We start from the raw sequence: 14,971 nt of genomic DNA, 5'->3' as shown, positions 1-14,971 counted from the left end.
CCGCCCGCCCGAGCGAGACCCAGATCGCCTTCGGCCGCGCCCTGAGCGCGCTGCTGGGCGCGATGGAGGGCCCGCCGCCCACGCTGATCCTGCTGGGCGACGTGCTCGACATGGGGCTCTCGCCCATGGGCGACGTGGCTGCCGCCTTCCGCGCGTTCGTGCAGACGGTGATGCAGGACGACGGCCGGCCGCTCTTCGCGCCGCGCGTGCTGTACGTGCCGGGCAACCACGACCACCACCTGTGGCGCATCGCGCAGGACCAGCACTACCTGGACGCGCTGGCGCAGGGCCGCATCGGCGACGACCTGATCGAGCACACGGCCCTGTTCGAGCCGGCGCTCGAGGAGCCCGGCGCCTCGCGCATCGCCTCGTCGATGCTCACGCAGCTGATGCGGGGCTGCGCCGGGCTGGCCGACGCGCGGGTGGAGATCGCCTACCCGAACCTCGGCCTGCTCGACCCGGCCAGGCGCCGCTGCGTGGTGCTGCACCACGGCCACTACATCGACCCGATGTACCGGGTGATGACCATCCTCAACGCGCAGGCGCCGGGCCGCAGCGCGGGGCGCAACCCGGCCCGCGTGACGGTGTCGGACCTGGAAAGCCAGAACGGCGCCTGGGTCGACTTCATGTGGTCGGACCTGGGCAGCTCGGGGGTGACCGGCGCCGGGGCCGGCAAGCTCTACGAGGTGATGCGCGACGCCGCCGCCTCGCACGACTTCACCCAGCGCCTGGCCGCGCTGCTGGTGTCCAAGCTCGACAGCAGCCTCGGCATGAGCGGCAGCCTCGACGTGTTCCAGGGCGTCACGCTCCGGCAGCTGGTGCTGGGTGCGCTCGACGCCACGCTGGGCCGGGGCGCCGAGTCGCAGCGCGACGGCTACGCGCAGGTGATGAGCACCGACGACACGGCCGACCTGCGCTGGTTCCTGTCGGGCCCGGTGAAGCTGGAGCTGGAACAGGCCGGGCTCGACGCCTCGGCGCTGGAGCTGAGTTTCGTCTTCGGCCACAGCCACAAGCCCTTCGAGGACGAGCTGCCGGTGGCGGGCTTCGACCGGCCGGTCGGCGTGTTCAACACCGGCGGCTGGGTGATGGACCAGCCGACCATGGCGTCGGCCCAGGGCGCGTCGGCCATGTTCATCGGCGAGGCGCTCGACATCGCGGCGCTGCGCCTGTTCAACGACCCGGTGAACGGCAGCATCACGCCGGTGCACGCGCGCGGCGTGGGCGGCTTCCGCGACCGCGACAACCCGATGCTGGCCGCCTTGTCGGCCGCCGTCGAGCGCACGCGGCCGGCCTGGGACGCCTTCTCGCGCAATGCGCAGCAAGCGACGGAGAGCCGCGCCACGCTGCTGCTCGACGAGTTCTTCGACGCCTCGGTCGCGGTGGTGACTGCACGGGCCGCCATGACGGCCGGCAAGGCGAGGGCATGACGATGACGACCTTCGCCCCCATCTCGCGGCCGGTCGGCGAGATCGAGCCCCACTACACCGTGGTCGTCGTCGGCTCCGGCTACGGCGCCGGCGTGGCGGCATCGCGCCTGGCGCGCGCCGGCCAGACGGTCTGCGTGCTCGAACGCGGCCGCGAGATCCTGCCCGGCGAGTTTCCGAACGACATGGCCGGCGCACGGGCCGACATGCAGGTCGACGGCGCGCGCGGCAAGCTCGGCGCGCCCGACGGCCTGTACAACCTGCACCTGAACGACGACATGCTGGCCATGGTGGGCTGCGGGCTCGGGGGCACCTCGCTGATCAACGCCAACGTCGCGCTCGAAATCGACCCGCGCCTGTTCGACGCGACCCCCTGGCCCGCCGAGTTCCGCCGCGACAAGACGCTGCTCGAGCCCTACGTCGCGCGGGCGAGGCAGATGCTCGACCCGTCACCCTACCCCGAAGGCTCGAAGGACTTCCCGCCGCTCAACAAGCTGATGGCGCTGCAGAAATCGGCCGCGACGATGAAGAAGCCCTTCCTGCGGCCGCCGATCGCGGTGAACTTCGTCGACCAGATCAACCCCTTCGGCGTGGCGCAGCCGCGCTGCAACCTGTGCGGCGACTGCACGAGCGGCTGCAACGCCGGCGCCAAGAACACCACGCGCATGAACTACCTGCCCGATGCGCACAACCACGGCGCGCAGATCTTCACGGGCGCACGCGTGAGCCATGTGGAGCGCGACGGCGCGCGCTGGCGCGTGTTCTTCGACGAGGTGGCGCTGCGGGGCGGCGCGCCCACGCAGGGCGGCGCAAGCCGGCGCAGCGTCACGGCCGACGTGGTGATGCTCGGCGCCGGCGCCCTGGGCTCGACCGAGATCCTGCTGCGCTCCAAGGCGAACGGCCTGCCGCTGTCGGACCGCGTCGGCCAGCGCTTCTCGGGCAACGGCGACGTGCTGGCGCTGGGCTACAACAGCTACTGGCAATCCGGCACCGATGCCCAGGGCCAGGCGACGCAGGCCGGCATCCACGGCGTCGGCGCGGGCCGCAACGAGCTGGCAGCCGAGCAGTTGCCCGGGCCGTGCATCACCGGCGTGATCGACATGCGCGGCACGGCCGAGGTGAGCGAAGGGCTGGTGATCGAAGAGGGCGTGATCCCCGGCGCGCTGGCACCGATGCTGACGCCCGCGCTGTTCTTCTCCGACGCGATGGACGGCGGCGAGTTCGCCTATGGCGCCGCGCAGGCCAAGTCGCGCCTGCTCGACGCACAAGCACTGGGCGAGGCGGTGCAGAACGACCCGGGAAGCCTGACGGCACTGGCCTACTCGGGCGCGGTCGCGCGCACGCAGACCTACCTGGTGATGAGCGTCGACGACGCGGCCGGCCGCCTGCAGCTGGAAGACGACCGGCTGCGCATCCGCTGGCCCGGCGCGGGCGACAGCCCCACCATCGCGCGGGACGAAGCCTGGCTGCGCGCCGCCAACGATGCGGTGCAGGGCCAGTTCATCCCGAATCCGCTGTCCGCCGAATCGCTGGGCCGCAAGCTGATCACCGTGCATCCGCTGGGCGGCTGCGGCATGGGCGACGATGCGAGCCAGGGCGTGGTCGACCATCAGGGCCGGGTGTTCGCGGGCACCGAGGGCGTTGCGGTGCACGAGGGTTTGTACGTCTGCGATGGCGCGGTGCTGCCGGGCGCGGCGGGCGTCAATCCGCTCCTGACCATCAGCGCGCTGGCCGAGCGCACTTGCCAGAACCTGTGCGATGCGCGGGGCTGGACCCTCGACCTCGGCATGGCGGCGCGCAAACCGCTGCCGCCGGGCGGCGCTGCCGAGCCGCCAGCCCCGGCGCCACCTGCCAGCCTGCTGGAGCGGCTCGAACGCGAGATCGCATCGATCGCGCACGACGCCGAGGCGCTGGTGCAGAGCGCGGCCGGCCACCTGGAAGCGGGCGCGATCGACCTGGCCAAGTTCGCGATCAAGAAGCTCATCGAAAACGACCCGGCCCTGCTGAGCCCGAGCTTCGAGTTCACCGAGACCATGCACGGCTGGATCAGCACCGACGCGGTGGTGCCGCGCTCCGAGGGCGCGCGCCGCATCGCCGACGACTACGAGCTGGCCAGCGCCTGGGGCCGCGTGAACGACCAGCCGATGCGCTTCGAGCTGACCATCCACACGCCGGACCTGTACCAGATGGTGACGGACCCGACGCATGCCGCGTCGATCACCGGCACCGTCGACTGCCCCTCCCTGTGGCCCGAGCCCATGCCGGTGGCCAGCGGCGTCTTCCACCTGCTGCCGGCCGATGCGCAGCGCGTGGAGACCTGGACCATGACCTACGAGATGATGCTGCAGCGCGGTGAAGGCCGGCTGCGCTTCAAGGGCCACAAGGTGCTGCACCAGCGGCCCGGCTCCTCGCCGTGGACCGACACCACCACGCTCTTCGTGCGCGTGCACGACGCCGACGGCGCCGCCTGCCCGGTGGTCGCGCAGGGCATCCTGACGCTCGACCTCGAAGACCTGATGTGGCAGGCCTCTACCATCAAGCTGGAGCCGCCCGCCAACCTGCTCGGCGTGGTGGAGCAGCAGGTGCCGGCCGCGCGCGACGCCATCAATGCGATCTACCTCGCCAAGTTCGGCGGCTTCTTCGCCACCACGCTGTTCCGCGCCTATGGCGGCCTGCTGTCGGACCTCAACAACTTTCCGGCGCTCGACCTGCCCCACCTTCATCGGCGCGAGCTGCATGCGCCGCTGCCCGTGGTGCACAGCGTCGAGGTGGGCGACGGCTTCCGCATCAAGCTGACGCGCTATCTCGGCGGCACACGCGGGCCGGTGGTGCTGGCACCCGGCTTCTCGGTGCGGGCCTCGTCCTTCGCCACCGACACGGTCGACCAGAACCTGGTGGAGGCCCTGTGCGCGCAAGGCTACGACGTGTGGCTGTTCGACTACCGGGCCAGCCCCGACTCCGGCAGCCCGATCGCGCCCTTCACCATCGACGACATCGCCCGCATCGACTGGCCGGCCGCGGTGCGCTTCATCCTGTCGGCGACGGGTGCGCCCGACCTGCAGGCCATCGCGCATTGCGTGGGCTCGATGAGCCTGCTGATGGCGCTGCTCGACGGCATGACCGGCGTGCGATCCATCGTCTCGTCGCAGCTCACGCTGCACCCGGTGACCAACTGGCTCAACTACGCCAAGGCCGACCTCGGCCTGGCCCGCCTGCTGGAAGGCTACGCGCCGCTGCAGGACCGCTTCGACAGCGTGCCCGGCACCACCGACCTCGACCGCGAGATCGACACGCTGGCCTGGAAGGTGCCCGTGCCGCACGGCGAGGAATGCAAGAACCCGCTGTGCCGCCGGGTGTTCTCGATCTTCGGGCCGTCGTATGCGCACGCGCAGCTGAACCATGCCACGCACACGGCGCTGACCGAGATGTTCGGCTGCGTGTCGCTGCGCCCCTTCGAGCAGCTGAGCCTGATGATGCAGCAGGCCAAGGCGGTGGACAGCAAGGGCCGCGACAGCTACGTGGTGCCCGGGAAGGCGCACCGGCTGGCCCTGCCGATCGCCTTCGTGGCCGGCGCGGACAACCAGCTGTTCTTTCCCGAAACCTGCATCCGCACGCAGCGCTGGCTGTCGGCCCACAACGACCCGGCCCTCTACACCCGCCAGGTCTTCGACGGCTACGCCCACATGGATCTGTTCGTCGGCCGCGATGCGGCGCGCGACGTGTTCCCCTACCTCATCGCGCAGTTGGAGAAGCCGGGTCCGCGGTGAGATTGCCGGATGCCAGGGCGACGACGTCGTCTTCGTCGAGCCCGGCGCCTTCGAGGCGCCAGGCCTCGATGCTGGCGGCGGGATGCGCGGCGCCGACGAGCGCCAGCACGGCTGCCAGGGTGCGCTGCTCGGTGGCCGTGCGCCGCTCGCCGCGGCGCTGTCGCGCGCCGTCGTCGCAGCCGACCAGCAGTGCCGCCTCGCGCAGCCGGCCCTGGCGCGCCGCCAGCAGCGCGAGCATGCCGGCGAAGTGGCGCAGGCCGAGCGAACGGCGGCAGTACGGCAGGCTGCGCAGCACCTGGGCCTGGGCTTCCTCGAGCGAGCCCTGGCCGGTGAGCGCATGGGCGTACCAGTTGAGCGCGAAGGCCATCATCTGCGAGTCGGTCAGCGGCGAGCGGCGCAGGTGGTCGATGACGCCGCGGAACTGCGCGACCGCCTCGTCGACGTGGCCCAGCTCGTGATGGATGGCGGCCAGGTTGTTGAGCACGTGGAACAGCGTGCGCGCGTTGCCTTCGGAGCGCACCAGCGGCAGCGCCTGCGAGTACGCGGCCAGCGCGCGCACCGGCTGGTCCTGGTAGCGCCGCACCATGCCCGTGCAATAGAGCAAGGTGCCCCGGAAGGCGCGCAGGCCCGGCTGCTCGACCACCTTTCGGCATTGCTCCAGCCGGCGCTCGGCGCTGTCGAAGTCGCCGCTGACGGCAGCCACGTAGGCGTAGGAACACAGTGACAGCGCCAGCAACCCGTCCGGCGGCTGCTGCGCGAATATCTGGCAGGCGCGGTCGAGCAGTTCCATCCGCCGCGGCGCGCTGATGCCGCCATGCAGGCCGACCAGCGCCAGGCCGAGGCTGAACTCGGCCACCACCGGCGGCGGCGTGGCCGCATCGATGAGCGGTTCGGCCATCTGCATCCAGCGCAGGCATTCCGGGTAGCGGCCCGCCTGGTACATCAGCACCGCGGCGCTGTTGACCAGGCCGAGCGCCAGCGCGGCATCGCCGCCGGGCCCGCAGGCCCATTCGATCGCGCTGCGCAGGTTGTCGATCTCGGGGCTGCAGGACTGCACCCACTGGTCGACCGTCTCCACGCCCAGTCGGCCGGCGCGGGTGCGGCGGTCGAGCGCGCTGTGCATGCAGCGTGCGTGCCACTGGCACAGGCTGTCCCATTCGCCGCTGGCCTCGAGCTGCTCGCGGGCATAGGCGCGGGCCGTTTCCAGCAGGCGGTAGCGTGGCACCGGGCCGGCATCGACCACGACGATCGACTTGTCGACCAGGTCGCCCAGGTGATCGAGCACGGCCCAGATGTCGATGTCGGCATCGGACGCCACCTGCTGCGCCAGCTCCAGGCCGAAGCCGCCGACGAACACGCCGAGGCGGCGGAACACCTTCTGCTCGTCGGGGCTCAGCAGCGCATGGCTCCAGTCGAGCGTGGTGCGCAGGGTGCGGTGGCGCGTGGGCGCGTCGCGCACGCCGTTCTTCAGCACATGCAACCGCTGGGCCAGGTGCTGGCGCACGCCCTGCACACCCAGCAGCGGCACACGTGCCGCGGCCAGCTCCAGCGCCAGCGGCAGGCCGTCGAGTTCACGGCAGATGTCGACCACGGCATCGAGGTTGGCCGCGTCCAGGCGGAAGCCCGGCTGCGTGGCGCCCGCACGCGCCACGAACAGGGCGACCGCGCCGTGCGCGGCCGCGTCTGCCAGCACGGCATGGTCGGGCACCGCGAGCGCGCCCAGACGCACCGGCCTTTCCGTCGCCAGCTTCAGGGGCTCCTGGCTGGTGGCCAGCACGTGCAGCTCGGGCACGGCTTCGAGCAGTTGGCTCACCAGCGCGGCCACGGGCTCGACCAGGTGCTCGCAGTTGTCCAGCACCAGCAGTTCGTGGCCGCGCAGGCGCTCGGTCAGTTCGGCGACCGCGTCGGCCCGGTCGGGCAGGTGGATGCCGAGGGCGAGCGCCACGGCGCCCGGCAGCGCGGCCGGGTCCGACGTGCTGGCCAGCTCCACCATCCAGGCGCCATCGCGGAACTCGTGCGCCACCTGGCGCGCGACCGTCCGGGCCAGGCTGGTCTTGCCGATGCCGCCGGGCCCGAGCAGGCTGACCAGGCGGTGCTGGCGCAGCACATCGCGCAACATGCCCTGCTCGGCATCGCGGCCCAGCAACTCGGGCAACAGCGCGGGCAGGTTGCCGGTGTCCGGGCGCATGACGCCGGCGCCCGGCGGCAGGGGTGCGGCGCGGCGCGGCGGCTGCGGCGGTGTGGCGGCGCGCGCGGCGGGCGGCAGCGAGGCGCTCGCGACGGGCAGCGCGTCCAGGTCGGCGGCGAAACGGTAGCCCCGGCCCGGGATGGTGACGATGGCCCGGCTGCCCAGCAGCTTGCGCAGCGCGCTCACGTGCACCTGGAGGTTGTTTTCCTCGACCACCAGGTTCGGCCACACCATCTCGAGCAGCTCGTTCTTGGTCAGCATCCGCTCGCGGTGGGCCATGAGCGCCGACAGCACGTCGAAGGCCCTGGCCCCTACGTTGGCGGGCTGGCCCTCGACCAGCAATTGCCGGGTCGAAGGGCGGACCTCGATGTTGTCGAAGCGGAAGATCGAATCGTTGGGAAGCACTGGGTCGTGGCGGTAAGGCGCTGGCAACCCAGGGTTGTAACCGCGTCGGTCGAAAGTAACAACAGAGTTAACAATTTTTGCTACTTTGGCGTGCATTCATGCGACGCCACCTTCCGTCGGGCGTCGTCGCGAGCCGGCATCCTGCCGAGTTCAGAACTTCCAGAGCAGCCCGATCTGGAACGCCTGCATGCGCGAGCCACCGCCCGCCTGGCCGCTGAACGACGCGCCCAGGCTCAGGTCGTGCCGCAGGTTCAGGTCGAGCCCGGCGTCGAGCACGAAGGCCTCGCGGGCGACGGCCACGCCTGCGGACATGAAGCGGCTCGTGCCACCCAGGGCGAGGTCAGCGGTGGGCACGGCATCGCCTCCGACCACCTTTCGCCAGCCAGCCGAAGCACGCAGCGTGGCCCACACGCCGCCGACGTTGATCCGGGTCGTCGTGCGCATGCCGACCGTGGCGAACGTGGCGCGCATGCCATGGCCGCGGCCGGCCAGTTCGGCGCCCGTGCCCAGTCCCCGCTCGCGGAAATCGCCGCCGTGGATGTCGACGTGCGCGAGGCTCGCGAAGGGCTCGACGGCGGTCGCGGCGCCGGCGTCGATGCGCCAGCCCAGTTCGCCGAAGGCCTGCAGCGTGCGCAATGAATAGCTGGCGCTCAGGGCATCCCTCGAGCCGGGAAAGGCGAGGTCGCGGCGTGTGTCCAGCGATTGGCGGCTGTAGGCGGCGCCGCCGCGCCACCCCGCCGCACCCCATTGCGCGCCGCCATACGCGCCGAGGTGCCAAGCCTGGCCGCTGGCGCTGCCCCGGTGCTCCCGAAGGTCCAGGCTGGTCTGGCCCAGGCCGCCGAAACCGCCCACGCGGCCCGCATCACCGACGCTACGCTCGGCGCCGACCAGCAGGCCGCCGGTGCTGCGGTCCGCACGCGCGGCATTGCCGTCGCCGTCGGCCCGGCTGCGTGCGCCGTAGGTCCGGGTCCAGACGCCGCCATTGCCTGCCTCGCCCGTCGGCGCGGCCTGGGCCAGACCGGCGCCGCCCGGCCCGCGCCGTGCGCGATCGAGCGCCACCTCGCGCACGAGACGACTGTCCTCCAGCGCGGCCGACTTCACGCTGGCGTGCACCTCGCCCGAGAGCTGGTCGAACGCGGCACGGGCGGTGGCTGCGTCGAGCTGCACCACCCGGTCGTACAAGACGCTCCGGCCCAGCGCTTCGACGGCAGCGGCACTGGCACGCTGGTTGCCGCTCGCCGCCACCGAGGAAAAGCGCACGTCGTTGCGCATGAAAGCCAGCAGCGCGCTGTCGGCGGTGTAGCTCAGCGTCGGATCGAGGAAGGCGAAGTTCGCGCTGATGCCGTCGAAGCGGCCGGTGATGCCGCCATCGGCCTTCAGGATGGTGTACGTGCCCGACGGATTCCAGTGGCCATCGGCCGCGAGCGCGGCGACTGACGCGCCCTGGATCCCCGCCTTGCCGCCGACGAGGATCTGGTCGCTCCGGCCGTCAGGCGCGGCTTCGACCCGGTAGGTGGCGCCGGGCGCCAAGGTGAGATCGCCCGCCACGTGCAGGGTGCCGATCGAGTTGCCCGGCGCCACGATGCCACCGCGTTCGACGACGGCGCTGCCGACCGTGCCGTTGCCCTGCAGCGTGGCACCGGCGGCCACGCTGAGCGTGCCGCCCAGCCCGCCGTTGACTGCGAGGGTGCCTGCGGCGACACGGCTGGTTCCGGTGAACGCACTGCCGTCGCCGGTCATGTCGAGGCTGCCGTCACCGGTCTTGGTGAAACTGCCGCTGCCCGACATGGCGTTGGCGAACGCTGCGTCCGCGGGCTGGTCGACGACCAGGGCTGCGTGGTTCGTGATCGCGCCGCTGCCGAAACTGCGCGCGTGGCCGGTCAACACGCCGCGCTCGATCGCGGTGCCGCCTTCATAGGTGTTGATGCCGGTGAGCGCCAGCGTTCCGGTGCCGGATTTCGTGACGCCACCCGCGCCGCCCACGGCGCCGGCGTAGGTGGTGTCGATACCCTGGTTCACGGTCAGTCGCGCGCCGCCCAGCGTGATGCGACCGCCCGCGCCGGACAAGCCACTCGCCTCGAGGTCGAAGCCGGCGAGATCCAGCGTGCCGGCATGGACGGTGTAGGCACCGCCCTGCGCGAAGGCCGCCGGCCCGCCGGCTCGCAGTGTTCCCGCATGAACCGTCGTGTTGCCGACGTAGCGGTTGGCGCCCGTCAAGGTGGTCGTGCCGGCCCCGCGCTGCTCGACGCTGCCGTCACCAGAAATGGCACCGTCGAAGGTGGTCGCATCGCTGCGATTGAAGGCGAGCGTGCCGCGGTTGGCCACGTCGCCGGTGATCCAGCCATCGGTGCCGCCGGCTCCGAGCTGCAGCGTTCCGCCGGCGACGACGGTGCCGCCCGAGTAGGCCTGCGTTCGCGTCAGCGTGGTCGTGCCCGTGCCGCGCTGCTCGACCGCCCCGCCCCCGGAGATGACGCCTGCAAAGTCGGACCGATCCGCGCGGTTGAAGGCCAGGATGCCGTGGTTCGTGACGTCGCCCGCGATCGAGCCGCGGCTTCCGCCGTCGCCCAGCTGCAAGGTGCCCGCGGCAATGGTGGTGCCGCCCGTGTAGGTGTTGGCATTGACGAGCGTGGTGGTGCCCGTTCCCCTTTGCTCGACGGCGCCGCTGCCGGAGACGACGCCGCCGAAGGTGGCGGCATCGCTGCGGTTGAAGCGCAGCAGTGCGCCGTTGACGACGTCACCCACGATCGACCCGCCGCTGCCGCCGTTGCCCAACGACAGCACGCCGGCGGCGATGCGCGTGCCGCCCGTGTGGCTGCTGTCGCCCGTAAGAACCAGGGCACCGTCGCCCTCCTTGACCAGCCTGCCGCCGCTGACCACGCCGCCCACGGTGAACGTCGTACCGGTGTCGACGAGCAAGCTTGCGCCGAGCGTTCCGATGCCCACAGGGCGCATGCTGGCCACGTCGGCGGTCGTGCGGAGCCGACCCCCATCGATCGTCAATGCGCCGGCGGTCGACCCCAGGCTGCGGTCGTCGCCGATCGACAGCGTGCCTTCCGTGATCGTCCACGGTGTCAGCGCCGTGGTGCTGCCGGCCAGCGTCCAACTGCCCGCACCGCGCTTGGTGAACGACGCGAAGTTGCGGTACTGCGCGACCTCGAGCGTGCCGTTTCCCGTGCCGGACAGGATGAGCTGGTCCGAGCCACCGGCTACCGCCACGACCTCGCCGACGATCCCCGACGAGGGGTGCAGTTCCAGCTTGTTCGTTCCGCCCGTGAAGACGATGGCTTCGGCTCGAGCGCCCGCGCCGCCCTTGCCGACACCGCCGATGATGGTGCCGAAATTGACGAGCTCGAGATTCGAAGCACTGACGCCCGCGCCGCCGCTGCCATCGATGGCCGCCCAGGCGGGTCCAGCGCCGGGTCCGGCGATTCCGCCGTTTCCCCCTCCGACGATCGATGTGTTGACGAACGTGCCGCCGGCCGCGGACCAGACGAGACCAACGCCGCCGCGCCCTCCATTTCCCCCGCTTGCATTTACGCTACCGGGACCGCCGGCGCCCAGAGCGCCGCTGATGAGTCCATCGTTTTGCAGAGAACCCGGGCCGCCGGTCCAGACCACCCCGGCACCGCCGTCCCCGCCAGCGCCACTCGAGCCGCCAGCGCCGGCCAAGGCGCCACTGGTGCCACCGATGCCGCCATTGCCACCAAAGCCGCCCCGAATGCTCGTTCCGCGCCGAATGACGAGGCCGGTGCCTTGACCCAGCAGACCAGCGCCACCTTGCCCACCGCCGCCACCGCCTGCCATTTCGGTGCCACGACCACCCATGCCGCCGCTGCCACCGGCCAAGTCGCCGTTCAGGACGCGCCGGCCAGCGTCGGCTTCGATCTGCATCGCGGCGCCGCCGCCGCCGCCACCACCGCCTCCGCTGCCCATGTTCAGGGCGCCGACGCCGGCCGCACCAGTGCCACCGGCACCACCAGAGACCACGCCCACGTCGTAGGCCGACAACACCGCATTCGATGGCAGCAGCAGGCCAAGAGCGCCGCCGCGGCCTCCGGCACCGCCCTGGTCACCTGCACCCATACCGCCAGGCGCGCCATCACCCGACGCGCTGTACGCACCACCTCCGCCGCCGCTGCGTCCCCTGAAAATGATGGCGTTGACGTCCGCGCCATCGCTGCCGCTGGGTGCCGCTGCGGTGCCGCCTGCGCCACCCCTGGCCACATCCAAGTAGCTGGAGCCTCCTGCACCGCCATCCGCGATGGCGTTACCGGTGACGAGCGAGAGGGCGGTGAAATGGAAGACGACTCGATAGAAGGTGTTCATGGGGCTGCAAGGCGTGCACCGGCCGAAATGCGGCTTCGCAGGCGTGGCCCGCCAGCCGGGCGTCCCCTCGGGACGCAGCCAGGTGTCAGCGGCGGATGGTCGAAGGTTTCGTTCGCCGACTTGTCGGCGCGCGACAATTGATCAGCCCTGAACGGAGCAGCGCGCGCAATCGTCAACGAATCCACGGGCAGCCCTGGCCCGCGATGCCTGCCACGCATTCGTCCAGCCCAAAGCAAAGCAGGGCCGATAGGCCCTGCTTGTTGCGGAAGAAAGCCCCCGGGCGCCCTAGGCGGGCACAGCCTCGATGTTAGGCCGCTCCCAATGCCGGTGCTTCGCGATCGCAGCGATGAAGTCCTGCGCGATCTTCAATGCCGCGGTGTTGTCGCCCAGGTTGGTGGTGGGCGTCGCCGCCACCACCACACCCGCCGCCCGGGTACCCGTCTCTTCGCCGATGCCCAGGGTGGCCAGCATCTTCACGCCTTCGCCGATGGTGCAGATGGCCTTGCAATGCTTGTAGGCCTCCAGCACGAAATGCACCGCGTCGCCGCTACGTGCCAGCGCCTCGATGCCCTGCGCGCCGGCCGGCACGAGCACGGCATCGAACATCACCGAGGGCATGTTGACGAAGGTGGCGTCCACCTCCAGTTGCCGGCGCGAAGCGCTGGTCACCGTGCCGAGCTTCGCCGCGATCACCTTGCACTGGGCGCCGGCCTGTTCGATGGCCTCGCGGATCGGCTTGAGCGATGCGGAGTCGATGCCGTCGACGGCCAGGATCGCCACCTTGCGCGTGCGGATGGAGCCGTCGCCGGTGTCGATCATGCGCAAGGCGGCCGATTCTTCGAGCGGCAGCTTCATGCGGTGCTCGCGGAAACCGGCTCGGCCGGCGGCCGCCTTCGCATCGGGCGGATTGATGCCCAGCGGCTCGGCCACGCGGCGTGCCAGCTTTTCGTCGACGTGCGCCAGGTTGTCCACCATGCGCTGGCGGATGGCGGGCAGCTCGACTTTCGACAGCTCGAAGCGAAAGGCCGCCACGATGTGGTCCTTCTCGCAGACGCTCTGGCTGTTGAAGAACAGGCGCGCCTGGGTGAAGTGGTCGTCGAAGGTCGGGCTGCGGCGCCGCACCTTGGGCGACTCCAGTTCTTCCGGATACGACTGGAAGCCGCTGCTGCCGCCGTCGATGCGGAATTCCTTGCCGTCGTTCAGCGAATGCGGCTCGTACGCCACCTGGCCGCGCGCGATGGTCTGGCGGTGCATGCCGTCGCGCTGGAAGTTGTGGAAGGGGCACACGCCGCGGTTGATCGGCAGCTCGTGGAAGTTGGGCCCGCCCAGTCGCGAGAGCTGGGTGTCGGTGTACGAGAACAAGCGGCCCTGCAGCAGCGGGTCGTTGGTGAAGTCGATGCCGGGCACCACGTGGCCCGGATGAAAAGCCACCTGCTCGGTCTCGGCGAAGAAGTTGTCGGGGTTGCGGTTGAGCACCAGTCGGCCGATGCGCTGGACGGGCACCATCTCCTCGGGGATCAGCTTGGTCGGGTCGAGCAGATCGAAGGGCAGCGAATGCTCCTTGTCCTGCGGGATCATCTGCACGCCGAGCTCCCATTCGGGAAAGTCGCCCCGCTCGATCGCTTCCCACAGGTCGCGACGGTGGAAGTCCGCGTCCTTGCCCGCGATCTTCTGCGCCTCGTCCCAAGCCAGGCCGTGGATGCCGAGCTTGGGCTTCCAGTGGAACTTGACGAAATGGCTCTCGCCGCGCGAGTTGACGAAGCGGAAGGTGTGCACGCCGAAGCCTTCCATCATGCGCAGGCTGCGCGGAATGGCGCGGTCGCTCATGGCCCACATCAGCATGTGGGTGGTCTCGGGCATCAGCGAGGCGAAGTCCCAGAAGGTGTCGTGCGCGCTGGCGGCCTGCGGCATCTCGTTGTGCGGCTCGGGCTTCACGGCATGGATCAGGTCCGGAAACTTCATCGCGTCCTGGATGAAGAAGACCGGGATGTTGTTGCCGACCAGGTCGTAGTTGCCTTCGTTGGTATAGAACTTGACGGCGAAGCCGCGCACGTCGCGCACGGTGTCGGCCGAGCCGCGCGAGCCCGCCACGGTGGAGAAGCGCACGAACACCGGCGTCTTGACCGAAGGGTCCTGCAGAAAGTCGGCAGACGTGAACTGCGACATCGAGCGGTACACCTCGAAGTAGCCGTGCGCCGCCTCTCCGCGCGCATGCACCACCCGCTCGGGAATGCGCTCGTGGTCGAAATGCGTGATCTTCTCGCGCAGGATGAAGTCTTCGAGCAACGACGGCCCGCGCACGCCGGCGCGCAGCGAGTTGTGGTTGTCGGGGATCTGAACGCCCTGGTTCGTGGTGATCCGGGGCGTGTTGTCGGCGGTGGATGCGGCAAGCTGCTCCTGCTTGCCTTCGCTGCCGTTGCCCGGCTTGGGGCGGCGGCTTCCAGCCGTCTTGTTGCGCGTGGTCATCGGGTTTTCCTCTCGTCCGGATCCCTGGGCGCAGCGGCTTCAGCCGGTTTCTGCATCGAAGAACGCATCCAGGGCATTGACCACGACCGCCAGACCGAGCACGCCTGCGACGCCCACGACGGCCCAGAGCAGCACGTCGTCGATCCAGGGTGCGTTGAGGAAACCAAGCATCGAGGAAAGCTCCATGGTGCGCTCCGTGTCATGGGGTTGTCGGCAAGGCCGGAAGCAGAAGTGGCGGGAGCGGCTGGCGAACAGCCGCTTGCGAAGACCGAGGTTAGGCGGCCGGCCCCCGGAACCCCGTAGTGGCCGCGCACCGTGCAGTGTGGGAAGGTCCAGCAGCTCTCGGTAGGAACGCGCTGACGGCTCGCACGCGCGGCCTACGCGCTTTCGCGCGC

Annotated in this window: 6 protein-coding genes; 2 read left to right on the top strand and 4 right to left on the bottom strand. The window is 70.6% G+C overall.

All coding sequences use genetic code 11. From position 1 onward, the window contains the following. Together B0W80_RS35595 and B0W80_RS20770 are read left to right on the top strand one after the other, a co-directional pair. Positions 1-1,427, top strand: a 1,427-nt coding sequence (locus tag B0W80_RS35595) for a hypothetical protein (RefSeq protein ID WP_077001058.1), incomplete at its 5' end; no start/stop codon positions are given. Between the two features lie 2 nt (positions 1,428-1,429). Next, on the top strand, positions 1,430-5,191 hold the full coding sequence (locus tag B0W80_RS20770; RefSeq protein WP_077001064.1) for an alpha/beta fold hydrolase: 3,762 nt from the start codon (positions 1,430-1,432) through the stop codon (positions 5,189-5,191). Here the strand turns inward: B0W80_RS20770 and B0W80_RS20765 are convergent. The 4 genes from B0W80_RS20765 to B0W80_RS35590 all read right to left on the bottom strand — a co-directional run bounded on the left by B0W80_RS20765 (position 5,157) and on the right by B0W80_RS35590 (position 14,762). After that, positions 5,157-7,784 (bottom strand): winged helix-turn-helix domain-containing protein, encoded by a 2,628-nt coding sequence (locus tag B0W80_RS20765; protein ID WP_077001057.1) that lies wholly within the window; start codon positions 7,782-7,784, stop codon positions 5,157-5,159. The genes B0W80_RS20770 and B0W80_RS20765 overlap by 35 nt on opposite strands. Positions 7,785-7,934: 150 nt before the next feature. Next, a complete protein-coding gene (locus B0W80_RS20760; RefSeq protein WP_143684713.1) occupies positions 7,935-12,110 on the bottom strand; it encodes an autotransporter domain-containing protein in 4,176 nt (1,391 codons plus the stop codon). A gap of 285 nt (positions 12,111-12,395) precedes the next feature. Beyond that, positions 12,396-14,576, bottom strand: a complete 2,181-nt coding sequence (katE, locus tag B0W80_RS20755; RefSeq protein WP_077001055.1) for a catalase HPII — start codon at positions 14,574-14,576, stop codon at positions 12,396-12,398. A 39-nt stretch (positions 14,577-14,615) separates the two neighbouring features. Beyond that, positions 14,616-14,762 (bottom strand): hypothetical protein, encoded by a 147-nt coding sequence (locus B0W80_RS35590; RefSeq protein ID WP_179106989.1) that lies wholly within the window; start codon positions 14,760-14,762, stop codon positions 14,616-14,618. Positions 14,763-14,971: the final 209 nt, after the last annotated feature.

This window comes from Variovorax sp. KK3 (assembly GCF_001984055.1).
Classification (GTDB): Bacteria; Pseudomonadota; Gammaproteobacteria; order Burkholderiales; family Burkholderiaceae_C; genus Variovorax.
Note: the sequence above shows the minus strand (reverse complement) of the source record. Positions and strands in the feature narration are given on the sequence as shown.

Bases quoted from the DNA above. Each gene is read 5' to 3' on its own strand.
- B0W80_RS20770 (WP_077001064.1), top strand. From the start codon at position 1,430: ATGACGACCTTCGCCCCCATCTCGCGGCCGGTCGGCGAGATCGAGCCC.
- B0W80_RS20760 (WP_143684713.1), bottom strand. From the start codon at position 12,110: ATGAACACCTTCTATCGAGTCGTCTTCCATTTCACCGCCCTCTCGCTC.
- katE (WP_077001055.1), bottom strand. From the start codon at position 14,576: ATGACCACGCGCAACAAGACGGCTGGAAGCCGCCGCCCCAAGCCGGGC.
- B0W80_RS35590 (WP_179106989.1), bottom strand. From the start codon at position 14,762: ATGGAGCTTTCCTCGATGCTTGGTTTCCTCAACGCACCCTGGATCGAC.